The organism is Pseudarthrobacter sp. NPDC058119 (genome assembly GCF_042884655.1).
Lineage (GTDB): Bacteria > Actinomycetota > Actinomycetes > Actinomycetales > Micrococcaceae > Arthrobacter.
The window spans coordinates 217,916-243,804 of the sequence record NZ_JBHVTN010000001.1 but is presented as its reverse complement, the minus strand read 5'-3'; the positions used below and the strand labels follow the sequence as shown (position 1 = coordinate 243,804).

Here is a 25,889-nt window from a genome sequence, read left to right as displayed (position 1 = left end):
CACAGATTAAGCTGTTCTCATGCAGATCAGAGCGGCGATTTACACCCGAATATCAGACGACAAGGCGGGCGAGGGATTGGGCGTCCGGCGGCAGGAAGACGACTGCCGGAAGCTCGCCAAGGAGCACGGCTTCACGGTCACCGAGGTGTTTTCGGACAACGACATAAGCGCGTACTCGGGAAAGCGACGGCCGGGATATCAGCGGCTGCTGAAAGCCCTAGCCAGCGGCGTGGTCGACGTCGTCCTGTGTTGGCACACTGATCGTCTGCACCGTCAGCCGATCGAACTTGAAACGTATATCCAACTTTGCAATACGCGGGCGCCGGTGCCGGTGCGAACTTATGCGGTGAAGGGTGGCGAGGTTGATCTTGCTACTCCGGAGGGGATGCTGAAGGCAGGTCTGCTGGGCCAGATTGCCCGCTACGAGTCCCAACACAAGGCGGACCGTGTTAGGCGCGCTCAGGAGCAAATGGCGGCTTCTGGTAAGTGGCTTGGTGGGGCGCGTCCGTTCGGCTGGCACAAACCGGCGGGCTCTTGGGAACGGGAACCTGCGGAGGGTCAAGCGGTGGCCGACGCTTTTGCTGCTGTGCTTGCCGGCAAGAGCTTGGGAAGCATAGTTCGCGAGCTGAACGATTCTGGGATTCTCACGTCGGTCGGCAAGCGGTGGGGCTATGCGCAGTTGCGTCAGATGTTGATGCGGCCACGAAACGCTGGACTGGCGGAGTGGAAGGGCGAGATTCTGGCCACGCCGTCTGAGTTTCCTGCGCTGGTGAGCGAGGATGTTTGGCGCGCGGTGTGTTCAATTCTGACCGATCCTTCGCGGCGGCGGTCGCAGTCGAACAAGGCGGTCCATCTGCTGGCCGGTATAGCCCGATGCCACTGCGGGGAACCGGTGCGGTCGGCAACGGTTACGGGGCGTAATCGAGAGAGCTACAAGGTCTATCGCTGCCCTGCGAAGGGAACGGGGCACGTTGGGAAGCGCGTTGACTTTGTTGACGGCGTCGTGAATGCCTGGGCTGCTGGTTGGCGTGATGCAGCTGGGGTCAACGATGCCCATCGTGCCGTGGCGCCCGACGTGGCTGCTGAGATTGCCAAGCTTGAGACTGAGGCCGCGGGACTGCGGCGTCGCCTGGACGACTTTGCAATCCAAGCTGTCGAGGGTGAGATTACCCCGGGACAGATGCGCACAATGACTGAACATGCGAGGAAGAAGATCGCCGCGCATGAGTCGAGGATGGCTGAACTAAGGCTTTCGGCGGAGCGACCTGTCTGGTCTGGGGACGGGGTGCCCCCGATGGCCACCCGAGCTGCGATGGACGAGTGGCTGGCGTTGGCTCTGGACGATCGTCGGGACTGGATGCGGCAGAATCTGGAGGTCACCCTATTGCCTCATGGCAAGGGGTCGACCAAGGTGTTCAATCCTGCGACTGTGAGGATCTGGCCGAAGGGATATGACCTGGACAAACTGGCGACGCATGAGCGTCGCCGCAGCTTCCGGCAATGGATCGAATCCCTGCCTTCTCAGGTGGCCAGTTGATCGTTTATAGACGCAAGGTTAATTGAAACGCCGCCGTTGATCGGGGTAGCGTCCCGGTGTCGTGCCACTCGGGCTCGGCATGAAAGGTTGGCGGAAATGGTGAAGGCTTTTGAGCTGCTGGTGGATATTCCTGGCCTTATGGTCGCGCGCGTGAATGGCGAGGTGCAGGTTAGGTGGGAAGCTCATCTCGTGTCTGAGGCGGACCGCGACGCGCACCTCGCTTCCGTTCTATAGGCTGTTCGCAAGGGAAGCCCCTGCCGTCAGGCAGGGGCTTCCCTGTGCTCACGTTCAGGCAGTGGTGAGTTGTTCCATGCGCCGATACAGGGTGGCTCTGGACATGCCGAGGTCCCGCGCCACTTGTGCTGCCGGTTGTCCGGCTTGGATCAGCCGTCGCGCGTTCTGAATCTGGCTGTCTGTGAATGAGGCTTTGCGTCCACCGAGGTCTTTGCCCGCCGCGCGACGTTTGCTGACTGAGTCGTTTATGCGCTCGCGTTTGATTGCAAGTTCCATCTCGGCGAGGGCGGACATAACTGTGAACGTCATCTGCCCCATGGGGGTGGACGTGTCCACGTCTCCGCCCCCGAGGTTGAGCACTCGGAGGTTGATGCCACCTGCCTTGAGTTGGGTAGCGAGTTCGAGCATGTTCTGGGTTGACCGGCCCAGCCTGTCCAGGGTGGCGATTACGAGTGTGTCGCCTGCATGGAGTGCTGCGAGGGCTTTATCTAGGCCGGGACGGCTGGCCTTGGCGCCCGAGACGCCGTGATCGACGTAGAGGTCATCCCGGCGTACGCCTGCCCCGAGAAGGTCTTGCTGTTGCCTGTCGGCGTCTTGGGCTTTGGTGGAGACGCGGGCGTAGCCGATGAGCTTTGACATTAGGTTCCCCCTTTAGGGTGTCTCGTAAGAGTGTTTGTTTACATCGAACTTAGCACACTCTTGCGAGACATAGTTACGAGACATATTTGGGGGTGATTCCCAGCCCTACTTGGGTGTCTCGGCGATCTGTCTTAAAACCCATGAGTTGTAAGACGGCCATCCAATATGACCGGAGAGCCCGGGTGAACCTTGCTTCACCTTCGATAGTGAATAATCGAGTTATGCCTCGTCTCAGTGCAAGCCGGCTGCCGAAAAAATCCGCCGGACAGATTCTTGCAGGTCCACTCTCCGATTTTTGGGCGGGCGGTCAAGGGCCCTCACACGATGCCATCAACAGAGTCCTCGACGATCACGGCGTTGATCGAACTGGGATGGAAGGTATTAATAAAACCAAGAAGGTATACGAGATAATGCGATCCGTCGAAGACGACGACGTCGCCCTGTCCATACTGGACGGGTTGCTAGTGGGAATCCGTAGCTACTCCACCTGGCCGCTCATGGGATCACAAAGGGCTCAATTCGACGCCCAGAAGAAGAATTTGCAGCGCGCGGTAGAAGAGGTTGGGCTCGAACTGACGGACGATTTAGTCCTCGCCTTCCCGGAAAGTGCGGCTGAGGAGGGTTACGGGGCTATGTCAGGAGTGCGGGCCTCAGCCCCGGCCGCTCCGTTGCCGGCGTCGGTCTTTTCTGAGTTACGTTCCGAGAACGTGAAGGCAGCGGCTCCGTCTCAATCAACTGACATTCGGGGGCCTAAGAGCATCTTCCTGGTCCACGGGCATGACAGACTAACGCTGCTGGAAGTGGAGCGCTTTGTGCGTCGGATCACGGGCATCGAACCCACGATCCTGAACGACGAGGCTAATGCTGGCCAAACTCTCATCGAGAAGTTTGAGGGAGCCTCAGCTCCCGCGGCCTTTGCCATCGTGATGATGACTCCCGATGATCTGGGCAAGGCTAAAACGGTGGCGCCAGACATTAGGGATGGTGCTGACAACTCTCTAGCCCTACGGGCACGCCAAAATGTCGTGTTTGAACTTGGTTACTTCTACGGTGTGCTTGGGCGCAAGAACGTCGCTGTAATCAATGCCGGGATTGAACATCCTGGGGACATTCAGGGCGTTGTGTACATCCCGTGGGATAACGAGTGGCAAGCGAAGCTGGCTCGGGAACTGAAGAGAGCTGACTTCACCATCAATTTCTGAGGTAGGGGGGACAACCCCTCTCTGAAAGCTCGCTGCCCGGTAGTGGTTAGCACTCTCTATCGCGTACGGGTTAGAAAGTTTTTTAAGTGGAAATTCGTGCAGCCCGCGAGGTTAGTCGGAACCTTACTGCCGGTCAATTCACTTCATACAGGCGACTTATCTTGTGGTCGCTGGTGATGGTGAAGAGCCAATTCGATTAACCCTGATCCCGTCACCAGCCACATCGAAGCCAGCGTCCGGCGCTGGGTTGGGTGCAAAAGGTAGTTTGGCCCCTGCGTTGTAGGCCTGCTTGTAGAGGCCGTGAGTCATGGCTCGTGCTGCCGACGAATCCGCCAAGCCAATATAAATGACGTAAACCCCGCTGTCAGCCGGAAGCCCGAGCTGAACATCGTCACAGGTGTAATGGGTCGACGAAGAATCTACTGAGCAGGGCGGGTAGAAAGTCAGGTTGCCGGCATCAAATCTTCCCGGCGTCTGTGCGCTAACTGGTCCTTGGCTTGCCACAAATATTTGTCGGCCAGGAGGTAGTGGGCGCTTTAGCTTGCCGGATATCTGCGCGGTGTTTGCACCGGCAGACAGGTCAGGTACGTTTGGCAACTCCAGAACGTCCTCCGCCGTCTGCTGGAGAACGGCGGCCGGCACCGTGTTAGTCGCGATCTGGATTAGGGCAGGCGTGGCGGTAATGAGTGCGCCGCCTAGGACGAAAAGCCCCGATATGACCGGGTTTGACAATCGCCTTTTCGCGGTGGAGCCCGCACTTCGTGCCATGCCGCCTCGCAATCCTGCCTTGATCGAAGTAGTGTATCCGACAGCGTGGTTACTTGGTTCCTTGGTTACTTGGTGGCTTCGGGCCGAACGGGACTGCCATGTTCACCAAGATTTGTCCGGTTGCTCTGGCCTTCCGGTGTAGGCGACACCGTGTCGTCTAGTTGCTGGGAGGCGTCGTCCTTACGGCAAGATAGCTTTCATGGCCTCAACATCCTTTGCACAGCTGCTCGACAAGCTCTACTTCACCGCAAGCGACCAGCATGACAAGGGAAGCAAGTTCGAGCGACTGATGCGTTCCTATTTGCAGGTTGACCCGGCCTACGTTGACCGATTTAGCGATGTTTGGCTTTGGAAAGATTGGCCAGGTCGCAACGGCAAGGTGGATACGGGCATCGACCTCGTGGCCAGGGAGCGCGACACGGGTGCTCTGGTGGCAGTGCAGTGCAAGTTTTACGATCCCGCGTCCACTCTCCAGAAGCATCACATAGATTCGTTCTTCACGGCCTTGGGCAAGGCTGAATTTTCCTATGGCTTAATCGTCAGCACAACGGACAATTGGAGCAAGCATGCTGAAGATGCGCTTAAGGATCAGTCCAAGCTCATAAACCGTTTGAGGTTCCAGGACCTTGCGGACTCTGTTGTCGACTGGTCGGCGTTCGATCTGGATCAGCCGGACGAGATGGAGCGCAAGAATAGGAAAAATCCCCATCCCTACCAGCGGACTGCCATCAACAAGGTCGCTCTGGGCTTTCGGTCGAGTGATCGCGGCAGGCTCATTATGGCCTGCGGCACTGGTAAGACCTTTACCTCGCTGAAATCGTTGAAGAGCAAGTTCCGGTAGGTGGCTCGGTCCTTTTCTTGGTGCCGTCGATCTCCCTTCTTCAGCAGACCTTGGTTGAGTGGACAGCGCAGGCCGAGGTCCCCCTTCGGCCCCTGGCGGTTTGCTCGGACACAAAAGTCGGCAAGAAGCAGGACGAGGACGCCAGTCCCCACGACCTGGCCTTTCCTGCATCCACCGACCCGCAAAAGCTCTATGCCCGGGCAAGCCTTGGAAGTGCGAACGAGGCAGTGACGGTCGTATTCTCCACCTATCAGTCGATTGACGTGGTCGCACAGGCACAAGGCCTGGGCCTTCCTGAGTTTGACCTCATCGTCTGTGACGAGGCTCACCGAACAACGGGCCTGACCCAAGGTGATGATGACGATTCGGCTTTCGTACGGGTCCATGACCAGGGTTTCCTTAGGGCAAAGAAGCGGCTATACATGACGGCCACCCCTCGGATCTACGTCCAAGAGTCCAAGACCAAGGCCGCAGAGAACGACGTCAAGGTCTACTCGATGGACGATGAATCAACTTATGGGCCAGAGTTTCACCACCTCGGCTTCGGAGAAGCCGTCCAGCTCGGCAGGCTTGCCGATTACAAAGTGCTTGTCCTCGCTGTCAATGAAGACTCTGTCAACAAGACTTTTCAGCAAACGTTGCAGGAAAACGGTGAGTTGAAGATCGAGGATGTAGCAAAGATTGTCGGCTGCTGGAACGGGCTGTCAAAGCGAGGCGTGCAGATTTCGGCGAAGGACGAGGCGTCCGCCGAGGTCCAACTGGCTCCGATGCGTCGGGCCGTAGCATTTGCGCAAAACATACGTGAGTCCAGGAAGATCGCGGGCATGTTTGCCGAGGTTACAGATCAGCTACTGCTCGATGACGAGGATGCACTCCGCTGTGAAGCGGAGCATGTGGACGGCACGTTTAACGTTCTCGACCGCAGCGCCAAGCTTGATTGGTTAAAGGCGGATGCCTCTGAGGATGGAAACGTCTGTCGGATTCTCTCCAACGCCCGCTGCCTGTCAGAAGGCGTAGATGTTCCGGCCCTGGACGCCGTGATGTTTCTGAACCCTCGTAATTCCCAAGTAGACGTCGTCCAAGCTGTTGGACGGGTCATGCGTACTTTCAAGGGCAAAGAATACGGCTATATCATCCTGCCAATTGCGGTACCTGCTGACCAGGCTCCGGAAGAAGCACTCAAGGACAACAAGAAGTACAAGGTTGTTTGGGATGTCCTTCAGGCACTGCGTGCCCATGACGATCGCTTCAATGCGATGATCAACAAGATCGAATTGAACAAGAACCGTGACGACAAGCTGCAAATTATTGGCGTTGGCGGCTCCGGCGATGACAATGAAGACTCCGGAAACGATCTGGCCCGGGGTGTGCAGACCACGCTTAATTTTCCCAATCTTGAGGAATGGCGGAATGCAATCTACGCCCGGATCGTCCAGAAGGTCGGGGACAGGAAGTATTGGGAGGACTGGGCTAAGGATGTCCAGCAGATAGCTGAACGACACACGCTTCGAATCACTGGTATTTTGGACGATCCAACCTCGGGCGTTCAGGAGGCCTTCGACCGATTCCTTGAAGGCTTGCGGGGCAACCTCAACGACAGCATTACCCGTAGTGATGCAGTGGACATGCTCTCCCAGCACCTCATCACGAAACCCGTCTTTGATGCTCTGTTCGAGGGATACTCGTTCGCCAAACACAATCCCGTCTCCTTGGTTATGGAAGATATGCTTACCAGGCTGGAGGGCAAGTCCCTAGAGGCCGAGACCGAAACGCTTGAAAAGTTCTACGACTCCGTTCGCATGAAGGCCGACGGTATTTCGGACGCCGAAGGCAAGCAGCAGATCATCATGCAGCTGTATGAAAAGTTCTTCAAGTTTGCCTTTCCCCGAGCTGCTGCATCCTTAGGTATCGTTTACACCCCGACGGAGATAGTCGACTTTATAATCCGCGGGGTGGACGACTTGCTGCGAGCAGAGTTTGATGCGTCCTTAAGTGACCCTGGTGTGCACGTTCTGGACCCGTTCACTGGGACGGGTACATTCATTGTCCGGCTGCTTCAGTCAGGCCTGATTAAACCTGAAGACCTGCTATATAAGTACACGAACGAACTGCACGCCAACGAGATTCTTCTTCTGGCCTACTACATTGCAGCCATCAACATTGAAGCGACATTCCACGGTATTGCAGATGAAGTGGACGGCAGGGAGGGGGGTGGCGACGAGTATTTGCCCTTTGAAGGGATTGTCCTTGCCGACACTTTCCAGATGACTGAAGATAACGACACCGTCGATCACCTAATTTTCCCCCAGAACAATGAGCGCGCGGCCAGGCAGTTAGCCCAGGACATTCGCGTGATCATCGGTAACCCGCCGTACTCTGTGGGCCAAGGAAGCCAGAACGATGGCAATGCAAACGTCAAGTACAAGACGCTCGACGCCAACATCAGCAGCACCTATGTCGCCAAATCCACTGCCCGGAGCAGCCGCTCAACTTATGATTCGTATTATCGTGCGCTCAGGTGGGCATCGGATCGAATCCTCGGGTCAGATGCCGGCGGTGTCATAGCCTTTGTGACCAACGGAGGCTTCCTAGAGGCCAACACAGGAGACGGGCTCCGGAAGTCACTGGTAAACGACTTTCACTCCATATACGTCTACAACCTCCGTGGAAATGGCTGGGCTGCCGGGGAGCAGCGAAAGCGCGAGGCTGGGAACGTATTTGGTTCCGGAAATCGTACAAACGTGTCCATCATATTCCTGGTCAAAAAACCGGGAGTCCCTGTTCACCGGCACCTTTATTACCGTGACATAGGGGACTTCCTCACGCGTGAACAGAAGCTGGGCGTTCTCCGGGAGCGGGAGTTCTCGCAAGTTGAATGGATGCCGATTGAACCGAATAATCATGGTGATTGGATTACGCATAGAACTGAGGCGTTTGCTTCGTTCCAAGCTATTGGCTCCAAGTCTGGCGAGTCTGGCGTTTTCAGTAACCATTCCCTTGGGCTTGCAACTGCCCGGGACGCGTGGGTATTCAACTATTCGCAAGATCAAGTCAAGGCGAATGTACGGCGCACAATCGAGAAATATGACGCGCAACTCAGCGGATTCAAAGGCATCGCTACGGCCAAGACGAAGGACAACCTCGCGCTGCTGGAAGGTTTCATAGATCGCACCCCCACTGCTATCAGTTGGTCTAGGGGTCTTAAAAACTCTCTCGCGAAACTTCAATCTATCGACTACGCGCCTGAGTCTTTGACCCGGAGCCATTACCGGCCGTTCATGCGTCAGTCCGTGTATTTCAATCGTCAGCTCAATGACATGGTCTACCAGTTGCCGAAGATGTTTCCTGAGCCTGATCTTGAAAACTTCGGATTTTATATCAGCGGGGCGAGTCCGCTCAACCGGTTCAGCGTCCTCATGCTAGACAGCATCCCAAGCCTCGACTTGTTCGGTAGGGCTGGGCAGTTTTTCAGTCGGTATACGTTTACGAAACGAGGCGATGTCGAGCCCGATCTCCTTTCGGGCCTAGAGAGTTCTCCGTCGACGGAGAACATCCATGCTTTTGAGAAGGTAGACAATATATCCGATGATGCCTTGGCGAATTACCGGGAGGACTACGGAGCAGGCGTTACCAAGGACGACATCTTTTACTTTGTATACGGATTGCTTCACTCAACCGAATACCGCGCTGACTTTGAGGAGGATCTCAAGAAGCTGATGCCCCGGCTGCCCAAACTGTCAGACCCGTCAGATTTCCACGCTTTCGCCAACGCTGGCCGAGAGCTATCGGCACTCCATATGGGTTACGAGACAGCTCCTCCGTATGGACTGGAGGAATTATGGACGGGGATGGGACCTCACGATGGGGACCGCTTCCGGGTGAAGAAGATGACGTTCGGAAAAGGAAAAGACCGCAGTCGGATTATTTACAACGAGCATCTGACTTTGCAGGGTATCCCGGCAGATGCTTTCAAGTACACACTTGGCTCTCGATCAGCTCTTGAATGGATAATGGAGCGCTATCAGGTCAAGTCAGACAATGCCTCGGGTATTGTCAATGATCCGAACGATTGGTCGGACGAGGTCGCCAACCCTAGGTATATCGTAGATTTGGTCAAGCGAATTGTAACTGTAAGCGTTGAAACCGTGAGGATTGTCGAAGGCTTGCCGCGGCTACGAATTCAAACGGTGTAGGGCGAGATATACGCAACAAGGCAGGGGCTGAAAGCCCCTGCCTTGTTATGGTCTAATCCTCGGTCGCCCACTCTGGGGTGCTGTCGAGCTTCCTGCCGTGGATCGCTTCGAAGATAGCGAACTGTGCGTACCGTTCAAGGCCGCTGGCGCCTGGATGCTGAGCGGTTACAACCCCGCGTCCAGCACCGTCCTTGCGCATGAAGCTTAGTTCGAAGGCGTAGTGGCCCTTGCTATACCTGAGGATGGACCCGCGATTTCCGGTGCGTGCATTGTCGTCCCAGTGATCCGTTTCTGGCAGCCGGTTATAGGCCGTTAGGATTCCCTGGTTGTGCGTCTTGACGGCTTGGTTTAGTTTTGCGGCCGCTGCCTTCACGGATTCGTAGAACTCCTTTTTGGCCCCGTCGAGGTTGTCGGGATGAAGGCCAAGGGCGCCGTCTTCGATCTGATTACGCAGCTCCTGGCTTCGGAGGTTGGCAACTTCGTCGCGGGCCCGTTCCGCTGCCGCAGCTTTTCCTTGTTCGACGAGAACGGCTGCGCGGTGGGAAGTGTCAGAGTCGATGAGGTCGGCCTGTCCTAGTCGCGCGTCGCCTGTACGTATGGCATTTTCGACTTCGGCCTTTTGGTTAGCCGTGTCGGTAACCAGAGCAATGGCTTCAGCGTGGGCTGCTTCGGCTGTGGCGAGCTTTTCCAGTGCTGCTTCAATGTTGGAGTTGGTCATGCTGTTCCTGATCTTTCGTTGGGCGCTGTGCGCCGATTTCATTACCGTCTGCACGGCGTGGGGATGAGCGCGTCTTGAGCGGCTGGGGCGGAGCTTGAGTCCGTATTCTGCGGCTGTCACCGCTAGCTGGGGCGGGGAATGGTGCTCCACCTGTCGGTCTTGTGATGTGGGAATTTAGAAACTCTTGGGATGCAGGCTTCGCACGGTGTCTTCACTTTGTGGAAGCCTTGTTGATGACCCCAAGCGGCCTGCGCGGCGCAGCGGTGGCACAGGCCGTGTCGGAGGTATGCGGACTTGGTGGCGTCCCATCGCTGAGATTGGCGAAGCGTTTCGGGCTGAGCCATGATGAATCTTTCCTTCCTGCCGTTAGGCGGCGAGGTCGTAGTGGTCGGGGTAGACGGTGTTGCGGGGGAGTCCGTGAGCTAGGGCAAAGGAGTTGACGGCCTCCGGCCATCGTTGGGTGTACTTCGCAGGTGTGATCCATTCGCCCGGACGGCGCAGTCGGCTGGTCCGGAGGCGGGAGTTCTCCTTGGCGCTGACAGGCCACAAGTGATCGGGGCGGACGCAAAGCGTGTTGGCGCAGATGTGATCGAGCTGCTGCCGATTGCCGTGCCCGCCTATCCAGTGGGCGTAAGCCCACCTGTGTGCGAGCCACGTAGAGCCGTGAGCGTAGAACTGTCCGTAGCCGTCTTCGTTCTGGTTCGCATGCCATTGCCAGCAGTCGTGGTTGCCATGGACGGACTGGCTAAATCTGTGCAGGACGCGAGCGAGCTGCCGCCGTGGACAGCCATGGATGATGCCGGGTTCGTGGAGACGACAGCGTCCACGGGCGACGCGGTCACGGGTGCAGCCCGGGCTGGAACACTTGTCCCTTGCGCGATAGTGCGCCATGTAGTGCCGCCGGCACAGACCCAAGCAATACGCTGCGCCCTCACACGATGGTGTTGTACAAAAACTTTGAATAGTTGACAGCCTCCTTGGGCTGTAAGAAAGGGCAAGCGGAATCTGTAAGAGAGGGCAAGAAATTTTCGCGTGGCGATCGTCCCTTCCCACTCAGTGGCGGGGCCGATTTCGGAGCTCCCTCTCCAGCTCGCCGGAAGCCTCACCCTTACTGTGGTGGAAGCGGGTACTTGGCGTGTTGGTTGCCCGGTAGCGCGGGGCTCTTGCACCCTCTGGCGCTCCTGCCCGCCAGGCGGTGCAGAGCTAGCGCGGGTGGGTGAGCGGCCATCCTGTCCTAATGGGGTCTTTGGATTGGCGTCTGCCTGCGTAGCCAAATTCGATGAGCTGGCGCATGGCACGGCCTGTTCGCTCGTGTCCGAGTCCAGTCGCTTTGCGGAGCTGTAGCCAGGTGCATCGGGCCAGCCTCCCTGGGGCTGTGTAGCAGGTGAGGGCGTAGCCGACGCGTTTGGCGTCGGGGGTGAGGCGCGCGTCAGTTTCGAGGTGCTCGTGAAAGCGGATTTGGAATGGGGTGAAACGGGTCATTGTTCCTTCGGGTTGGTCGAGTCCGGCCCACGGGCCGGCCCTGGTTATCGGGTTACGCGTTGTTGTCTTGCCCAGTGGTCGAGGTCGGAGCGGAGGTATTGGCATTTCCCTCCGAACTTGTAGAAGGGGATAGAGGCTGCGCGGCCTTGCCATGTCATCCACTTCTCGGAGACGTTGAGGTACTGCGCGGCCTCACGGCGGCTCATGTAGGGCGATGGCGTGGGTTCCAGAGGGGCGGTCCTTTCCTGATGTGCCCGGTTTTCCGAATCGCGGTTAAAAGGAAAGCGAGCCAACGGTCGAAGCCCGAAAGGGGCTTCGCAGTTAACTCGCTTAGATGTATTCGATTGTCTGCTTTGGCGCGCAAGGCGTCTGCTAAGGAAAGACTATAACCCGCCTCTTCGGAGTGATCATTTTGAGATCACGCCAGATCATTCCAGGGTCACTCCTGTCGCTAGACAGAGAACAACTCCGTAATGCTGGGCTGTGTGTGAGTAATGTCTGGCCTTGCCCGGAATGTGTACGGTCCACGCAAATTCGGCTCATGACGCAGTCACCAAGATCTGCACCCTTCCGCTGCTGGCGGGGGAGAACATCTCAAGCGCGTTCGTTGTGCCAACCGTCGCTTCGTGCATCGACCTCGTGGTGCACTGCAGCAGGAACGCTGATGGCCGCCGGCAAGTCACCCAGATCCTGTCATTGGGCCGCCGGGTGGAAAACGGCATCATCGAGTCCTCGTTGGTGTTTGGCTTGGAGAACGGCGCCCTGCACCCCCGCGCCAATGCCATGCCTTCACCGGAAAAATTCTCGAGGGCGGGCTACGACGTCGCCGCACTGCTGGACCCGCGGTGATCTCGGCGTTGGTGGGAACTGTGGCCGGGGTTGGTCTGTTCCTGATCTGGTGGTCCTGCTGGGAAACTCCGGACCGCGGAAACCGGCAACGTAAACCAGGACGACTGGCTGACCTCCTCGCCGCAGCGGGGGTAGACAAAGTATCCGTGCGCAGCCTGGTGGGGACTTGCCTTGGGTTGGGTATCTTCGTCGCACTCGTCTTTTACGCGGTCAGCCGTTCCTGGCCGATCGCCGGATGCTTCGGACTCTTCGGCGTATGGCTGCCCATCACCATCCTGCGGTGGCGCGCCAGGAAGAGGACGGCGATGCTCCGGCAGCTGTGGCCCGACGTCGTCGATCACCTCCGTTCAGCGATCCGTGCAGGGCTGCCCCTGCCCGAGGCCCTCATCCAGCTTGGCGGGAAGGGGCCAGAGGAGCTGCGACCAATTTTCCGCGAATTCGGTGCCGACTACCGCGCCGGCGGGCAATTCGATGGATCCTTGAACAAGCTGAAACAGCGACTGGCCGACCCCGTGGCCGACCGCATTATCGAGGCGTTGCGGCTCACGCGGGAAGTAGGCGGCTCCGACCTGGGAAAGCTCTTGGGCACACTGGCCGAGTTCCTGCGGGAAAGTGCGCGGACCCGCAGTGAGCTTGAGGCTCGGCAATCCTGGACGATCAACGCTGCCCGGCTCGCGGTCGCCGCACCCTGGATCGTGATGATCCTGCTCGCCACCAGACCGGAAGCAATCCAGGCCTACAACACGCCCATGGGGGCCGCGGTGCTGGTCGGGGGCCTGGTGGTCTCGCTGGTTTGCTACACAATCATGCTGAGGATCGGCGCCTTGCCGCAGGATGAAAGGGTGCTCCGATGATGTTCCTTTCCCCCACGGCTGTGTTATGCGGAATGGGGCTCGGCCTCGGATTATGGCTGGTGATCTTTCGGTCACCTCCGATGCGCCCCATGACTCTCTCTGAGCGGATTGAACCCCAACTGAAGTCACAGAACCTGGAGTCGCGGCTCCTCCGCGCCGGCGAGCAGAACCTGACACCGTTTGGACCGCTTGAACGCATCCTCCGTCCCGTATTCAGGGACTGGTTCTCCGCACTCGGAAGGCTTAACCCCTCGCCAGGAGCCACCGCCCGGCGTCTGGCGCAGGCGGGGATCAATAAAGCACCCATCGACTTCCGCGCGGAGCAGTTGCTATGGGCGGCCGCCGGCTTCGTTTTGTCGCTGACCGTCATACTCGTTGGTGCCGCAGCGGGCAGGTTCAACCCCCTCCTCGCGGTTGTCGTGATCATCGGCAGTGCCGCAGCGGGGTTTGTGCTGCGGGACTATTGGCTGGGCGTCCAGGTACGCCGGCGGGAAACACGAATGATGGCAGAATTTCCCAGCCTGGCTGAACTGATGGCCCTGGCAGTGGGAGCAGGGGAGAGCGCGACCGGCGCTTTGGATCGGGTCTGCAGGAGCGCCAAGGGTGAACTGTCCAGGGAATTCTCGAAAATCCTCGCTGAGACAAGGGCCGGTAAGCCCCTCGTCCTGGCTCTGCAGGAGTTCTCCGCGCGCACCGACCTGGCACCGCTGGTCAGGTTCGTCGACGGAATCATCGTGGCGGTGGAGCGGGGAACACCCCTCGCAGACGTGCTCCGGGCCCAAGCGCAGGATGTACGCGATTCGGCGAAGCGCGACCTCATGGAAGCTGCAGGCAAGAAGGAGATTGCCATGATGGTAGTAGTTGTTAGCCGTACCTAGTCTTACCGCCGTATAATTGGAGGGTATGGGAACCGCAATTTACGTTAGGCAGAGTAAAGACAGTACCGGCAACGCGGAGGCTGTAGACCGCCAGGAAAACGCCTGCCGCCTGCTGGCCCAAGCCAAGGGATGGGACGCCCCGAGGCTCTTCTCGGACAACGACATCAGTGCGACGTCGGGCAAGACACGACCGGCGTTCGAGGCGCTGCTGCGAGACATTGAGAACGGATCGGTCCAGAGCGTCGCCGTATGGCACCTAGACCGCCTGACCCGGTCTATAAAGGACCTACAGCGCGTGATCGATGCCGGGAAAACCCATCGCGTGAACATCGCCTGTGTCCAGGGCGTCTCGCTCGATCTGGGCGACCATACAGGCATCGCGGTGGCAACGATTATCACGGCGATTGCCGCCATGGAGGCAGGGCATAAGGGCGCTCGCCAGATCGAGGCCAACAAGAGTCGAGCTACCAAGGGCAAGGCGTTCTGGACTCGCCGTCCCTTTGGCTACGACCGGAAGGACGGCAAGGTGTTCGTCGTCAAAGCCGAGGCCAAGGCCATTCGCAGCGGTGCCAAGGCGGTGCTCGCCGGGGCGACGCTCCAGTCTGTCGCCAACGAGTGGAACGCTGCCGGTCTGGTCACGACGTACTACAAGAAGGCCGCCGAGGGGCAGGAAGCGGAGAGCGGGAAGCCGTGGAACGTCACCTCCGTCCGGCGTCTGCTGCTCAACCCTCGCTACGCTGGTCGGCGAATCTACAACGGCGACGACATAGGCGACGGGGAGTGGCCTGCCATCCTCGACGCCGCTACCTCCAAAGACCTGGAGGAGTACCTGACGAACAAGGATCGCCGGACGGCTCCCGCCGACTTGAGCGCGAAGTATCTGCTCTCGGGCATCGCGGTCTGCGGCAAGTGCGGCAAGCCGATGTTCGCATCACCCATGGGGAACAGGATGGTCTACCGCTGCTTCAAGGGGTACTGCCTGTCGCGGCGTCTGGAGCTCGTGGATGAGGTGGTGATCGGGGCGCTGCTCCTGCGGCTGTCCCAGCCTGAGGTCGTGTCCAAGCTGACGTCAGCCGACGACGACATACGGCAGATGCAGCGAACGCTGAGCGAGAAACGCAGCCGCCGTGACGAGCTGGCCGCGCTGCTGGCGGACGGCCTGCTTTCCCCGGCTGCCGTCAGGGAGCAGAGCGGACGCCTTACGAAAGAGATTGATGCGCTGGAGGCCGAGGTTGCTCGCGCCTCGATGCACGATCCCGTTGCAGCGCTCGCAGCGGCGGAGGACGTTGCCCAGATGTGGGGGGAGACCCCGTTGGAGGACCGCCGGAAGATCGTGCGCTCCTTCATGGACATCAGCATTCTGCCTGCTGGCAAGGGCGTCGGGTTCTCCGAAAAACAGGTACAAATTGCTTGGAAAAAGTGACCAAAAGTTTGCCTCCGGTGCACTTAAACTAGCAATACAAATTCAAATCGGGCTTTCGTAGCCCACCCCCAACAGAACCGCAAAACCGAGAACCGCCAACCGAACAGGGGATGTCCGGAAAGCGGTTCTTGTTATGCCACACGTAAGTGATCCAAAGGTTCGTAAAGCCCGGTCGAACCTCGCCGTTGCGGTTCGGATGCGCAAGGGGGACGCAGCCGTCGAGGAGGCCCGACGCGCGCTCGCGGCGGCAAAGCTCTCCTCCTACATCCGGCAGGTAGTCGAGGCTGCCCCGCCATTGACCGACGCCGAGATTGGAAGCATCGTCGGCCTCCTGCGTCGCCCCTCTCGGGGTGATTCCCAATGAGCGCTGATAGCAAAAGCAAGACCCCCTCGGGTGACGAGTCCGGGGAGGCCCTGCTAGGGGAAGAGCGAGAAGGCGCACCTTTCAAGAACACCACGTCGCAAGGCAAGTTTACCGCTGAGCAGGCGTTTCCGGTGTTCACTGCTCCACGTGTGGACAGCGCTGTATGGAAGGCCAAGGCGATCGGCTGGGGCGAGTACATCGACCGGCTGCGCAATCCTGTCGTCACAGACGAGAAGACTGGCGTAGGGCTGTACGTCCTCGGAGCGGTCTTCAAAGGCAACCGACGACTCAGGGATAATCTCGTCTCTCGGTCGGTCATCACCCTCGACGCGGACGCGGCCGATCCGGGGCTTCCAGAGCGGGTGATGGCGCTGCCGTGGCGCGCTGCCTATCACACCACGTTCTCGCACGCGCCCGACGCCCCGCGCTACAGGGTCATCGTCCCACTGGGCGAGGGCGTGTCCTCGGAGCAGTACTCCGTTCTGGCGAGCGCGCTGATGGACCGGCTGGGGCGCGAGTGCTTCGACAGGGGGAGCGTTGACCCCGAGCGCTGCATGTACTGGCCATCGACGCCGGACGTGGACATCTACGACTGGGGCGTCACAGACGGGCAGCTTCTGCGCCCCGAGGAACTGGTGCTGACAGACGACCCGTTCGCTGGACTGGACAAGCCCCGGCTCCCGGATACGGCATCCATCCTGGCCGGGGTTCCGGTGGGCGACCGCAACAATTTCCTGTTCAGGCTGGCTTGCCGACTGCGTCGCCCAGACCAGCTCAACGAGGACCGCGAGGCCGTTACGGCTGTGATCCTCACTGCTGCTGCGAATGCGGGCTTCTCGGAGAAAGAAGCCCTCCAGTGCGTGGATCAGGCCTTCCGGCAGGAGCACGGTGACACCGACGCCGGCGATCTGGAATCACGGATCGCGGCGGAGGCTGAAAGGCAGGTAATACGTCTCAAGGCCATCGAGCGCGCCAAGGCACTGCTCGCGGCTGAGAAGCGGGAGGCGCTCCCGTCGCTGGTGTCCTTGGCCGACTTCCTGGACGTCCCGGACGAGGACGTGCTCTACCGGATCGAAGATCTGTTCCCTGTGGGAGGGCACGGCATCATCGCCGCGCAGTACAAAGCAGGAAAGACGACACTCCTGGGTAACCTCATTCGCTCGCTGGTGGACGGCGACCCGTTTCTCGGTCGCTACCACGTTGAGCCGGTTCAGTCTCTTGTGTTGATCGACGACGAACTGGACGAGCGGGTATTGCGGCGATGGCTTCGGGATCAGGGCATCCGCAACGCTAATGCCGTCCGCTTGGTGTCACTGCGTGGACGGCTGTCGTCGTTCAACATCCTCGACGAGTCGGTACGCGCTGCATGGGCGGACGCCGTCCGCGGGTCCGACCTCCTCCTGCTCGACTGCCTCCGGCCGGTGCTTGACGCGCTCGGCCTAGATGAGAGCCACGACGCCGGGCGATTCCTTCTCGCGTTCGACGAGCTTCTCGGCTCCGCAGGGATTTCTGAGGGGCAGATCGTCCACCACATGGGCCACGCGAACGAGCGTTCCCGTGGTGACTCCCGGCTTCAGGACTGGCCCGAATTCACGTGGAAGCTCGTCCGTGAGAGCGATGACCCGTCGTCGCGTCGGTACTTCTCGGCATACGGCCGAGATGTGGACGTGAAGGAAACAGAGCTCCACTACGACGCTGAAACGCGGCGGCTCACTCTCGGCAGCGGGTCGAGAAAAGACAGCAAAATCGACGAGGTCGTGGAGGCGATTGTCGTGCTGCTGACAGAGCGCGGTGACCTCGACGGGAAGGGCATCGAGGACGCGATGGAGAACAGCCCTTTCGGGCGCGCCGATGTTCGTGCGGCCATTCAGAAGGCACGGAATACCGGCAGGACCAGGTCATATCCGGGGAAGGGCAATTCAAAGATGAACACGGTTCAACCATGAGCCGAAAGGGGTGTTTGATACGCCCGCCGCTTAGAGAGCGGCGGGTCGGCGTATCAATAACGAAACGCTCGGCGTATCAACCGCGTATCACGGCGTATCGGCGTATCAACCAAGAAAAGGATGCAAGGAAATGAGCGACCACGACCTCACGATAATCGGCGGCCCAGAGGACGAGATGCTGGCGCTGGCCGCGCGCATTATGGCTCGCCCCTGCGAGGACTGCGTAGCAGAGGTCACGGTGCATAGCAGGGGGAACGTCACGTTCGTCTCTGTTGCCCATGACGACACCTGCCCCTCGCTCCACGCGATCAACAGGAACAGGGCTGCCCGGCGAGCAGCCAAACGACAGAAGGGAAGGCACTGAAAATGGGCAAGAAGGCTTGGCACTTCGCGAACCCGATGCCATCGGTGGTCAGAAAACAGAAAGAAGCCATGGCTCGCGCCAAGGCTGCCGCCGCTATCAAGGCAAGGAAGGACGGCAAGAAATGATCACGCACAGAACAGCTCCACACGAGTTCTCCAAGGTGGCATGGAATGTGGCCTCTGCCGACCGCTCGCACATCACGCTCCCAGACGGCAAATCCAGCGTGCCTGGAGTTGTGATTCTCATAAACGGGAAGGTGCGCTGCACGATCACGGTCGATGCCGCGCGGAAGCTCTCGAAGTCGCTGGCCGAAGTATTGGAAGAAGAGGAAGAGACATGAAGCACGACGCCGCCCGAAGGGTCTACGAGAAAATCAGGGACATTCGCATAGACAAAGAGTTGCGGGAGTTCCCCGACTGCTCGATCTGCCACGCCCAGCGCGAGGTAATCCAACCGAACGAAGTGGGAGTCAGGGCGCTGGGATTCACCCACGAACCCGGCTGCCCGCTGGCCGAGCCTGAGGACGGTCCGGCTGCCGAGTACGACGTGGACGGTAACCCGATCTAGGTTTACCGATAGGCAACGGACTGAAATTCCTGGGGATCCATTTTTCCCGAGCGGATCAAACGGATGGATCAGGATGTGGTTATAGCGCTGTAGGGGTGAAAGTCCTCTGGGGATCCTACAGCGCGTTTCCATGCACACCTCGGAACGCATAATAGCTATGTACGTACACACAATTTCATAGATCGAATCGAGCCACAGCTCTTCGGTCGCAACCGCTGCTGCCAAGCTGGCGCATAGCCGCTGCAACCGGCGCATCCCGCCGCAGTATCCATTCTGCCGCCGGATACCCCCGCTGCCGCCGCCGGATACCCCCGCAAAGCAACCGCCGCTGGACCTGAGAAGTACGGACGCTCACACCACGGGCAATCGCCCCCGTCCAAACACATCCAAAATTCCGGGTCCGCAGAAAACTGGAATCACTCCAATGAGCATCGAATCACTCAATGCAGCCATTCGCACGCAGGTAGCGAAGGCAGAGCAAATCACCAAAGACCCTTCTCTGAACAATGTGCAGAAGAAATCTGCGCTCAATTCGATCGGGATCCTTATGAAGAACCTGACCGAACAGAAGGAAATTCTCGAGCAGGGTCGCAAAATCTTCGGCGGCATGGGCGATCCCATGGACGCGGAAGCCGCAGCCAGCGTTGACCCCGACGCACCACGGCGCGGCAAGGCAGTTCCCAAGCTCCGGCTGACCACCGACGCGGCACGCGCGGCCTACAGCCAGATCAAGGGTGGCGCGAACTTCCGCACCGAGCTTGGCCTGAAAGACGCGGCGTCCTCGACGACCACGGACGGTCAGCTCCCTCCGGCGTTCGCCGGCGTCGTGGGCAAGATCCATGAACCCACCCGACTGCTCTCGATCTTGAAGACGGACCAGATGTCCAGCCCGAGCGTGGAGTACGTGCGGCACGACAGCACATCTATCGCGTCGAACGCCTTCGCGGCTCCCGTGCTGTCCTCGCCGACTACTGCCACAACTGGCGGCACGCTCGCCGCTGGCACGTGGAAGTACGTTGCCACGTTCACGTCGGCAACCGGTGAGACGACAGCCAGCAATGAACTGACACAGGTCACGACCGGTGCGACCTCCACGGTCAGCTTCACGATCGGCGCTGCTCCCTCGGGCGCGACCGGCACGAAGATCTACCGCACGGCGGTCAACGGCGCGGCAGGCAGCGAGACGTTGATCCAGACGCTCAGCAGCACCCCTACGTCCTTCACGGATACCGGCTTCGCCGCTGGCACGGCTGTACCTCCCACGGTGAACGGCACCGGCACCGCCCAGATGACGGCTCCCGGTGGGACTTACGTCGAGGCGATCTTCAACACGACTCAGCAAATCGCCACGGCTCGTAAGATCGGCATCTTTACCTCCCTCACGGACGAGCTCTTGGCCGACTTCCAGTCGTTCACGCAGTACGAAGAAGGCGAACTCCAGCGGCTCATCATCGACCAGGAGAACTTCCAGCTCCTGAACGGCGACGGCACCGGGCAGAACCTGCTCGGTCTGCTCAAGACCCCCGGTCTGCTGACTCGGGCGAAGGGCAGCGAGGCGTCGATCGACACCATCGAGACCGCTATCGCGGACCTGCGGAATGGTCCCAGCTACTGCGAGCCGAACGTCATCGTCCTGCACCCGAACGACTGGAGCCTGATCCGGCGGACCAAGGCGACGGGCACCGGCAACTACCTGCTGGGAAATCCAGCCGAGTCGGCCGTGAACGATATCTGGGGAATTCCGGTGGTCACCACTACCCAGATTCCTCAGGGCACTGGCCTGTTGATGAACACGGACATGATCGGTGTGGCCTACGTCCGCGAGGGACTCACGCTCTCGATGAGCAACAGCAACAACGCCGACTTCACGTCAGGCAAGGTTGCTGTTCGCGCAGACGAGCGCCTCGCGCTGGCCGTCGTTCGTCCGAGCGCTGGCCTTGTGATCACGGGGATTTCTTAAGAGACCGGCGAGCGTGGTGCCCTTCCTTGCAGCAGCACCACGCTCGCCTTCAACCCGCGTGGAGCGGTCGGTTCTTCATCCTTTCCGGCCGCTCCACGCTGGCCCTACTTGGTGAAACGGTGAAGCGATGTCTCGCACAACTCCAGCCATGAAGCGTGAGGCTGCTCGCTATCGTATGTACGAGCCGCCCTGCTGGTTATGTCAGCAACCCATTGACTACAGTCTCAAGAGCGACGACCCGGACTCGCTCAGTGTTGATCACGTCAAGCCACGGTCTACGCATCCTCATCTAGTGGATGACCCAGAGAACATGCGACCGGCTCACCTTCGGTGCAACAAGCAACGCGGCAACCGCGCGCCCCGGCCAGGACTCGGCTGGGGCAACGACGTTTGGTAACGGTGAAATCGTGACGCCCCCACCCCCACGCAGCGACCAACGGCTGCCGGTAGGGGGCAGGGTGGTCACGAATCCCGACGGCTGGATGCCAAAAGAACGCTTCCAGGGTGTGCACCATAACTAACCCTCAGAAAAATCCCGATTTGTCGGATGGACAGAATCCATCCAAAGAAGCCCCCGAGCAGCCCGGACAGATCGCCGGCTCGCGCCAGAGTGCTACAAAGAACAGTACAAAACTACCTCTTATCGCCCGAAAATAGCCCCCAGGACGTCCTATAACGATGCAAAAGTCCGTTCTTGGGTGGTAGTCGCGACTCCGCCCTGCTAGATCCGTCAGGATCATCCCCTTGGCCTGAGATGGATAAGAAAGGACCAGCAGTCGCAGTCCCTTGGTTGGTTTTGGGCTATCCGCGGCGCACGGTCAGCCCGGCTGATTTGGAGCGATTGCACGGCCCGCACAAGAGCTCAAGGTTCTCGACGTTATTGCTGCCACCCTTTGCTAGCGGGATGATGTGGTCGAATTGGATTTCGTTAGTCGATCCACACGCAACGCATGTGCCTTTATCGCGCTCCCAAATGTAAGTCCGTACATCGTTTGGAATAGCCTGCCGAGCGGTAGCGGTGCGGGGCGCGGAGACGATAGCTGCGGTTGATCGGGCATTTTCCAGTCGCCGCTTCTTCACCTGCTCCTTGGTCACCAGGAGGGCGTACACATCTTCCGGCTCGAGGCCCTCGCTCTCCCAGTAAAACTGGCTCTTGAACTGCCAGTACCGCCGACCTTTCACAATGGTTATGAGCATCGGCCAATGCATCTGGTCTTCGAAATGTTGTTCGAAGACCTGTTCCTTCACCTTGCCCAGCGGATAATTCTTCTTGCCAAGGGTGAACACCAACTCACCCTTGCTGCCCCAGAATCCGGGCCGGAAACCGAGCCTTACGTTTTCTGCCCTACGAAGCATCCCCAAATACCTACCTGACTCCCCAAAGCGAAATCGTCGCCGCTGACATTCTGAAGCTTTCAGCCGATTCTACTGGGGATGAGCACATAGAAAAGGACCGGCAGCCGCAGCTACCGGTCCTTCTTGGAATCTGCGTTTACGCCACGTCCTCCAGCCCGTGGTGGCCGCTGCTCTTCATGTGATAACCCATCGCGGCTGCTGTGCTCTCCTTGCCGCATTCGAGGCAGCGGCGGCGGAGTTGCTTGCCAGCCTGCCGCGCTGGCTTCTCGGGTTCTGGCTGCTCTACGGAAAATTCGGTCGGCCACTCATTGCGGGGGTCCGGCTTCTCGGAGAATACGACCACGGTGTTCCCAGTGCTGCTTACCCAAGGCGCGATCCGGTTGGGGTTCTCTGAAATCTCTGCGAAGAACTCCTTGGCTTCCTGCTCTCCGGCTACGCGAGCGATAAGGGCCACGGTGTCGCCACGGCGCACTTCCGGATGCTGGGAAACGTGCTGCGTGGCGGGGTGGGCGATGGTGATGTGCGTTGTGAACATTTTGGGTGCTTCCTTCGGTTCTAGCGGTTTCTATTGGTTGAAGCTTCAACCAATTTGAAATATACGCTCGCCCTCCGGACTGGGTAAATAGGTGTTGTTAACCAGTGGGGTGCCGCTGGTATTCGGAGTACTTCCCTTGACCGTGGTATTTGCCGTTTTCCCCGGCCTCGCAGCGATCAACCTCGGATTCTGATGAAGCGGACAAGCCCCACGACCGCGCTTAGCAACAGTTGCACCCCCTCTCAACGAAAAAGGAACAGGACGCAAGGATGAAAACCATGGGAATACGCTTCGGGATGCTGCTTTTTGGCCTCGCGGCTATGTTGCAACTTCAGCTGATCCGGACAGTCCGTCCGCATCGGCAATTGGCCGGACAGTTCGACGGCGGGAGGCCCGCCCGCTCGGAACCACCGGTAAGTCTTGGCGACAGCACTGAACGCGGAGACGTACCAGGGTGGGTAATGATCACCCTCATGTCAGCGGTGCTGGTGGCAGCCCTTCTGGCGCTCGCGGGTCCCGCACTGGAAGCCATGTTCAACCAGGCGATGGACAAGGTAGGAAACTGAACCATGGGGAGGTCCGCTCCCCGGCCGCGGGAGCAGCAGGGTCTCACCCGGGCAGCCGAGCAGGGTTCAGCTGTTGTGGACTTTGTCCTGGTGGGTGGGCTGCTGACAATGTTCTTCCTGGCGCTGCTCCAACTGACCCTGGTCCTGCACGTCAGAAACACACTCATCGACGCGGCCGCATCCGGGGCGAGATACGGGACCCTCGCGGACCGCAACGGCAAGGATGCTGAAGAACGGACACGCGGCCTCATCAGCATGGCCCTCAACCGGGGCTTCGCAGAGCAGGTCAGTGCCAAGGAAGTGGATTTCCAAGGGATGCGCACCCTGGAGGTCACGGTCCGTTCCCCGATACCTGTCATCGGTCTTATCGGACCGAGGGACATGCTGGAGGTGAAGGGCCATGCTGCCGTTCATCCCTGAACTGCCCAGCTTCAAGAGAACGCCCCGCTCAAACCCGGTACCGCACTCTTCGCCGCGGCCAAACTTACGGAGCCGCCTCGCAGTAGCACTGTGCCGGCAGACGCCCGGGAATATCTTGCAGGATCCCGAACTAGCGCGCGTGGCGGAAAGACGTCAACCTAGCCTGGATCGTGAACAGGGAAGCGCGGTGGTCGAATTTACGTTCCTTGCACTCCTGCTGATGGTTCCGCTGGTGTACTTCGTGATAACTGTCGGGCAGATCCAGGGGGGATCCTTCGCTGTGGTGGGCGCCGCGGACCAGGCAGCCAAGGTCTACGTAGCCCAACCCGACGCCGGCAGTGCCCAGGCGGCTGCGGAGCAGGCGGTGGCACTGGCACTCTCCGACTTCGGCCACCAGGCGGATCGGGCCACCATGAACGCGCTCTGCAGCCCGGCCGACTGCCAGGCCGCAGGCAGCACGGTAACGGTGACGGTCAGCCTCAGGGTGCCCCTGCCCTTCATGCCTTTTGCTGACGGGCTGTCTGCCACCGAGGTCCAAGCTTCTTCTTCCCAGCTGGTGGGGCGCTACCGATGAACCGCCAGCAACCAGACCAGAAAGGACAGCTGATGGTCATGATCCTGGGCTACGTGCTCCTCGCGCTCCTGGTGGCGACGGTGGTCATCGGCATTTCGTCCGTCTACCTGGAACATAAACGCCTGCTGTCCCTGGCGGACGGTGCGTCGGTTGCCGCTGCCGACAGCTACACCCTCGGCGAGGTCTCAACGCAGGGCGGCCGCCCCTCTGCTGTCCTCAACCCGGCACGCGTCCGGAACGTGGCAGCAGACTTTGTTGCAAGGAGCCCCGCTTCGCAGCGCTTCTCCGGCCTTGCCGTCACGGGGGCGACGGGAACGCCGGACGGTTCCACCGCCGTCGTTGTCCTCACGGCCGCCGTCCACCCTCCAGTCGTGAACTTCCTCATTCCGGACGGAATCCCTATTGAGGCAACGTCAACCGCGCGCTCGCGGTTGACCCGGTAGGACGCCGGGACGGGCGGGATTCGGCAATAGCGTAGGCTTAAACCACCATGGCCAATATTGATTTTTCCGCTGAAATCCGTGCGCTGCGCGCCACCTACGAGTCCATCGAACGCGTCACCGACGTCGAGGCGCTCAAGGAAGACATCGCCGAACTCAGCGAGCGGGCGGGGGAGTCGAACCTTTGGGATGACCCCGCGGCCGCGCAGAAAGTCACTTCCAGGCTCTCGCACCGGCAGTCCGAACTGGAACGCCTGACCAACCTCGAAGCCCGGATCGACGACCTTGAGGTCCTGGTGGAGCTAGGCCAGGACGAGGATGATGCCGACTCGATGGGGGAGGCCGCCGGCGAACTTGAGTCCATCAAGAAGGCGCTCAAGGACCTGGAAGTGGTCACCCTGCTGTCCGGCGAGTACGACGAACGCGAAGCCGTGGTTTCCATCCGGGCCGGCGCGGGCGGCGTGGATGCCGCAGACTTTGCCGAGATGCTCATGCGGATGTACCTGCGTTGGGCCGAGCGCCACGGATACCCCACTACGGTCATGGACACCTCCTACGCCGAGGAAGCCGGACTGAAGTCCGCCACTTTCGAGGTCAAGGCTCCCTATGCCTACGGCACGCTCAGCGTGGAAGCCGGCACCCACCGCCTCGTCAGGATCAGCCCGTTCGACAATCAAGGCCGCCGGCAGACGTCGTTCGCGGCCGTCGAAGTAATACCGCTGATTGAGCAGACGGACTCCATCGACATCCCGGATAACGAAATCCGCGTGGATGTCTTCCGCTCGTCCGGTCCGGGCGGCCAGTCGGTCAACACCACTGACTCGGCCGTCCGCCTCACCCACATCCCCACCGGCACGGTGGTTTCGATGCAGAATGAGAAATCCCAGCTCCAGAACCGGGCGGCTGCCATGCGCGTGCTGCAGTCCAGGCTCCTGCTCCTTAAGAAAGAGCAGGAGGACGCGGAAAAGAAGGCATTGGCCGGAGACGTTAAGGCGTCCTGGGGTGACCAGATGCGCTCCTACGTCCTGAACCCGTACCAGATGGTGAAGGACCTGCGCACAGAACACGAAGTGGGCAACACGTCAGCGGTGTTCGACGGCGAGATCGACGACTTCATCGACGCCGGCATCCGCTGGCGGACCGATAACCGTAACGCCGAGAAGTAGGATGCCTACCCGG

24 protein-coding genes and 1 pseudogene are annotated in these 25,889 nt (G+C 59.7%); 19 read left to right on the top strand and 6 right to left on the bottom strand.

The window, feature by feature from the left end; translation table 11 throughout:
- Positions 1–19: 19 nt before the first annotated feature.
- Entirely contained in the window at positions 20–1,537 is a 1,518-nt protein-coding gene (locus ACFVTD_RS01135) for a recombinase family protein (RefSeq protein WP_387556885.1), read from the top strand.
- Between the two features lie 288 nt (positions 1,538–1,825).
- Here ACFVTD_RS01135 and ACFVTD_RS01130 read toward each other — a convergent pair whose 3' ends face one another.
- Positions 1,826–2,410 (bottom strand): recombinase family protein, encoded by a 585-nt coding sequence (locus ACFVTD_RS01130; RefSeq protein ID WP_387556882.1) that lies wholly within the window; start codon positions 2,408–2,410, stop codon positions 1,826–1,828.
- 221 nt (positions 2,411–2,631) lie between these two features.
- Between ACFVTD_RS01130 and ACFVTD_RS01125 the strand changes: the two genes are divergently transcribed.
- The 3 genes from ACFVTD_RS01125 (at position 2,632) to ACFVTD_RS01115 (ending at position 9,414) form a co-directional block, all read left to right on the top strand.
- Complete coding sequence (locus tag ACFVTD_RS01125) at positions 2,632–3,612, top strand: TIR domain-containing protein (protein ID WP_387556879.1); 981 nt, start codon at positions 2,632–2,634, stop codon at positions 3,610–3,612.
- Between the two features lie 967 nt (positions 3,613–4,579).
- A complete protein-coding gene (locus tag ACFVTD_RS01120; protein WP_387556876.1) occupies positions 4,580–5,221 on the top strand; it encodes a restriction endonuclease in 642 nt (213 codons plus the stop codon).
- Between the two features lie 20 nt (positions 5,222–5,241).
- On the top strand, positions 5,242–9,414 hold the full coding sequence (locus ACFVTD_RS01115; RefSeq protein WP_387556874.1) for a type ISP restriction/modification enzyme: 4,173 nt from the start codon (positions 5,242–5,244) through the stop codon (positions 9,412–9,414).
- A gap of 52 nt (positions 9,415–9,466) precedes the next feature.
- Here ACFVTD_RS01115 and ACFVTD_RS01110 read toward each other — a convergent pair whose 3' ends face one another.
- From ACFVTD_RS01110 to ACFVTD_RS01100, 3 genes are all read right to left on the bottom strand, one after another.
- The gene (locus ACFVTD_RS01110) at positions 9,467–10,132 is read right to left on the bottom strand and encodes a hypothetical protein (RefSeq protein ID WP_387556871.1); all 666 of its coding nucleotides are present in this window, start codon (positions 10,130–10,132) and stop codon (positions 9,467–9,469) included.
- A 366-nt stretch (positions 10,133–10,498) separates the two neighbouring features.
- Positions 10,499–11,023: an HNH endonuclease gene (locus ACFVTD_RS01105; RefSeq protein WP_387556868.1), complete on the bottom strand. Its 525-nt coding sequence runs from the start codon at positions 11,021–11,023 to the stop codon at positions 10,499–10,501.
- Positions 11,024–11,658: 635 nt separating this feature from the next.
- On the bottom strand, positions 11,659–11,820 hold the full coding sequence (locus tag ACFVTD_RS01100) for a helix-turn-helix domain-containing protein (protein ID WP_387556865.1): 162 nt from the start codon (positions 11,818–11,820) through the stop codon (positions 11,659–11,661).
- Positions 11,821–12,118: 298 nt separating this feature from the next.
- Between ACFVTD_RS01100 and ACFVTD_RS01095 the strand changes: the two are divergent.
- From ACFVTD_RS01095 to ACFVTD_RS01050, 10 genes and pseudogenes are all read left to right on the top strand, one after another.
- A pseudogene (locus tag ACFVTD_RS01095) lies at positions 12,119–12,463 on the top strand (CpaF family protein); the annotation flags it as partial.
- Positions 12,460–13,317, top strand: a complete 858-nt coding sequence (locus tag ACFVTD_RS01090; RefSeq protein ID WP_387556862.1) for a type II secretion system F family protein — start codon at positions 12,460–12,462, stop codon at positions 13,315–13,317. The pseudogene ACFVTD_RS01095 and the gene ACFVTD_RS01090, both read left to right, overlap by 4 nt.
- Positions 13,314–14,195 carry a type II secretion system F family protein gene (locus ACFVTD_RS01085; RefSeq protein ID WP_387556859.1) on the top strand — a complete coding sequence of 294 codons (882 nt, stop codon included), beginning with the start codon at positions 13,314–13,316 and terminating at the stop codon, positions 14,193–14,195. Before ACFVTD_RS01090 ends, ACFVTD_RS01085 begins: the two co-directional genes overlap by 4 nt.
- Before the next feature lie 25 nt (positions 14,196–14,220).
- Complete coding sequence (locus tag ACFVTD_RS01080; RefSeq protein WP_387556856.1) at positions 14,221–15,618, top strand: recombinase family protein; 1,398 nt, start codon at positions 14,221–14,223, stop codon at positions 15,616–15,618.
- Positions 15,619–15,978: 360 nt separating this feature from the next.
- Positions 15,979–17,928: an AAA family ATPase gene (locus tag ACFVTD_RS01075; RefSeq protein ID WP_387556853.1), complete on the top strand. Its 1,950-nt coding sequence runs from the start codon at positions 15,979–15,981 to the stop codon at positions 17,926–17,928.
- 130 nt (positions 17,929–18,058) lie between these two features.
- Complete coding sequence (locus ACFVTD_RS01070) at positions 18,059–18,292, top strand: hypothetical protein (protein ID WP_387556850.1); 234 nt, start codon at positions 18,059–18,061, stop codon at positions 18,290–18,292.
- A gap of 16 nt (positions 18,293–18,308) precedes the next feature.
- Positions 18,309–18,632, top strand: a complete 324-nt coding sequence (locus ACFVTD_RS01065; protein WP_387556847.1) for a hypothetical protein — start codon at positions 18,309–18,311, stop codon at positions 18,630–18,632.
- Positions 18,629–18,859, top strand: coding sequence for a hypothetical protein (locus tag ACFVTD_RS01060; protein ID WP_387556844.1), 231 nt, complete (start codon positions 18,629–18,631; stop codon positions 18,857–18,859). The genes ACFVTD_RS01065 and ACFVTD_RS01060 overlap by 4 nt, the downstream gene beginning before the upstream one ends.
- Positions 18,860–19,283: 424 nt before the next feature.
- Positions 19,284–20,819: a phage major capsid protein gene (locus tag ACFVTD_RS01055; RefSeq protein WP_387556841.1), complete on the top strand. Its 1,536-nt coding sequence runs from the start codon at positions 19,284–19,286 to the stop codon at positions 20,817–20,819.
- 127 nt (positions 20,820–20,946) lie between these two features.
- Complete coding sequence (locus ACFVTD_RS01050; protein ID WP_387556838.1) at positions 20,947–21,216, top strand: HNH endonuclease; 270 nt, start codon at positions 20,947–20,949, stop codon at positions 21,214–21,216.
- Positions 21,217–21,620: 404 nt separating this feature from the next.
- Here the strand turns inward: ACFVTD_RS01050 and ACFVTD_RS01045 are convergent, their stop codons facing one another.
- On the bottom strand, positions 21,621–22,106 hold the full coding sequence (locus tag ACFVTD_RS01045; RefSeq protein ID WP_387556835.1) for an HNH endonuclease: 486 nt from the start codon (positions 22,104–22,106) through the stop codon (positions 21,621–21,623).
- A 205-nt stretch (positions 22,107–22,311) separates the two neighbouring features.
- A complete protein-coding gene (locus ACFVTD_RS01040; RefSeq protein ID WP_387556832.1) occupies positions 22,312–22,710 on the bottom strand; it encodes a hypothetical protein in 399 nt (132 codons plus the stop codon).
- Positions 22,711–22,979: 269 nt separating this feature from the next.
- Between ACFVTD_RS01040 and ACFVTD_RS01035 the strand changes: the two genes are divergently transcribed.
- The 5 genes from ACFVTD_RS01035 to prfB all read left to right on the top strand — a co-directional run bounded on the left by ACFVTD_RS01035 (position 22,980) and on the right by prfB (position 25,876).
- Positions 22,980–23,276 (top strand): hypothetical protein, encoded by a 297-nt coding sequence (locus ACFVTD_RS01035; protein WP_387556829.1) that lies wholly within the window; start codon positions 22,980–22,982, stop codon positions 23,274–23,276.
- 3 nt (positions 23,277–23,279) lie between these two features.
- A complete protein-coding gene (locus ACFVTD_RS01030) occupies positions 23,280–23,696 on the top strand; it encodes a TadE/TadG family type IV pilus assembly protein (protein ID WP_387556826.1) in 417 nt (138 codons plus the stop codon).
- 187 nt (positions 23,697–23,883) lie between these two features.
- Positions 23,884–24,270 (top strand): hypothetical protein, encoded by a 387-nt coding sequence (locus ACFVTD_RS01025; RefSeq protein ID WP_387556823.1) that lies wholly within the window; start codon positions 23,884–23,886, stop codon positions 24,268–24,270.
- Positions 24,271–24,302: 32 nt separating this feature from the next.
- Complete coding sequence (locus ACFVTD_RS01020; RefSeq protein ID WP_387556820.1) at positions 24,303–24,713, top strand: pilus assembly protein TadG-related protein; 411 nt, start codon at positions 24,303–24,305, stop codon at positions 24,711–24,713.
- A gap of 47 nt (positions 24,714–24,760) precedes the next feature.
- Positions 24,761–25,876, top strand: a complete 1,116-nt coding sequence (gene prfB / locus ACFVTD_RS01015; RefSeq protein ID WP_387556817.1) for a peptide chain release factor 2 — start codon at positions 24,761–24,763, stop codon at positions 25,874–25,876.
- The last annotated feature ends 13 nt before the right edge of the window (positions 25,877–25,889 follow it).

Bases quoted from the DNA above. Each gene is read 5' to 3' on its own strand.
- ACFVTD_RS01135 (WP_387556885.1), top strand. From the start codon at position 20: ATGCAGATCAGAGCGGCGATTTACACCCGAATATCAGACGACAAGGCG.
- ACFVTD_RS01130 (WP_387556882.1), bottom strand. From the start codon at position 2,410: ATGTCAAAGCTCATCGGCTACGCCCGCGTCTCCACCAAAGCCCAAGAC.
- ACFVTD_RS01125 (WP_387556879.1), top strand. From the start codon at position 2,632: ATGCCTCGTCTCAGTGCAAGCCGGCTGCCGAAAAAATCCGCCGGACAG.
- ACFVTD_RS01120 (WP_387556876.1), top strand. From the start codon at position 4,580: ATGGCCTCAACATCCTTTGCACAGCTGCTCGACAAGCTCTACTTCACC.
- ACFVTD_RS01110 (WP_387556871.1), bottom strand. From the start codon at position 10,132: ATGACCAACTCCAACATTGAAGCAGCACTGGAAAAGCTCGCCACAGCC.
- ACFVTD_RS01105 (WP_387556868.1), bottom strand. From the start codon at position 11,023: ATGGCGCACTATCGCGCAAGGGACAAGTGTTCCAGCCCGGGCTGCACC.
- ACFVTD_RS01100 (WP_387556865.1), bottom strand. From the start codon at position 11,820: ATGAGCCGCCGTGAGGCCGCGCAGTACCTCAACGTCTCCGAGAAGTGG.
- ACFVTD_RS01085 (WP_387556859.1), top strand. From the start codon at position 13,314: ATGATGTTCCTTTCCCCCACGGCTGTGTTATGCGGAATGGGGCTCGGC.
- ACFVTD_RS01080 (WP_387556856.1), top strand. From the start codon at position 14,221: ATGGGAACCGCAATTTACGTTAGGCAGAGTAAAGACAGTACCGGCAAC.
- ACFVTD_RS01075 (WP_387556853.1), top strand. From the start codon at position 15,979: ATGAGCGCTGATAGCAAAAGCAAGACCCCCTCGGGTGACGAGTCCGGG.
- ACFVTD_RS01070 (WP_387556850.1), top strand. From the start codon at position 18,059: ATGAGCGACCACGACCTCACGATAATCGGCGGCCCAGAGGACGAGATG.
- ACFVTD_RS01060 (WP_387556844.1), top strand. From the start codon at position 18,629: ATGAAGCACGACGCCGCCCGAAGGGTCTACGAGAAAATCAGGGACATT.
- ACFVTD_RS01055 (WP_387556841.1), top strand. From the start codon at position 19,284: ATGAGCATCGAATCACTCAATGCAGCCATTCGCACGCAGGTAGCGAAG.
- ACFVTD_RS01050 (WP_387556838.1), top strand. From the start codon at position 20,947: ATGTCTCGCACAACTCCAGCCATGAAGCGTGAGGCTGCTCGCTATCGT.
- ACFVTD_RS01040 (WP_387556832.1), bottom strand. From the start codon at position 22,710: ATGTTCACAACGCACATCACCATCGCCCACCCCGCCACGCAGCACGTT.
- ACFVTD_RS01035 (WP_387556829.1), top strand. From the start codon at position 22,980: ATGAAAACCATGGGAATACGCTTCGGGATGCTGCTTTTTGGCCTCGCG.
- ACFVTD_RS01030 (WP_387556826.1), top strand. From the start codon at position 23,280: ATGGGGAGGTCCGCTCCCCGGCCGCGGGAGCAGCAGGGTCTCACCCGG.
- ACFVTD_RS01020 (WP_387556820.1), top strand. From the start codon at position 24,303: ATGGTCATGATCCTGGGCTACGTGCTCCTCGCGCTCCTGGTGGCGACG.
- prfB (WP_387556817.1), top strand. From the start codon at position 24,761: ATGGCCAATATTGATTTTTCCGCTGAAATCCGTGCGCTGCGCGCCACC.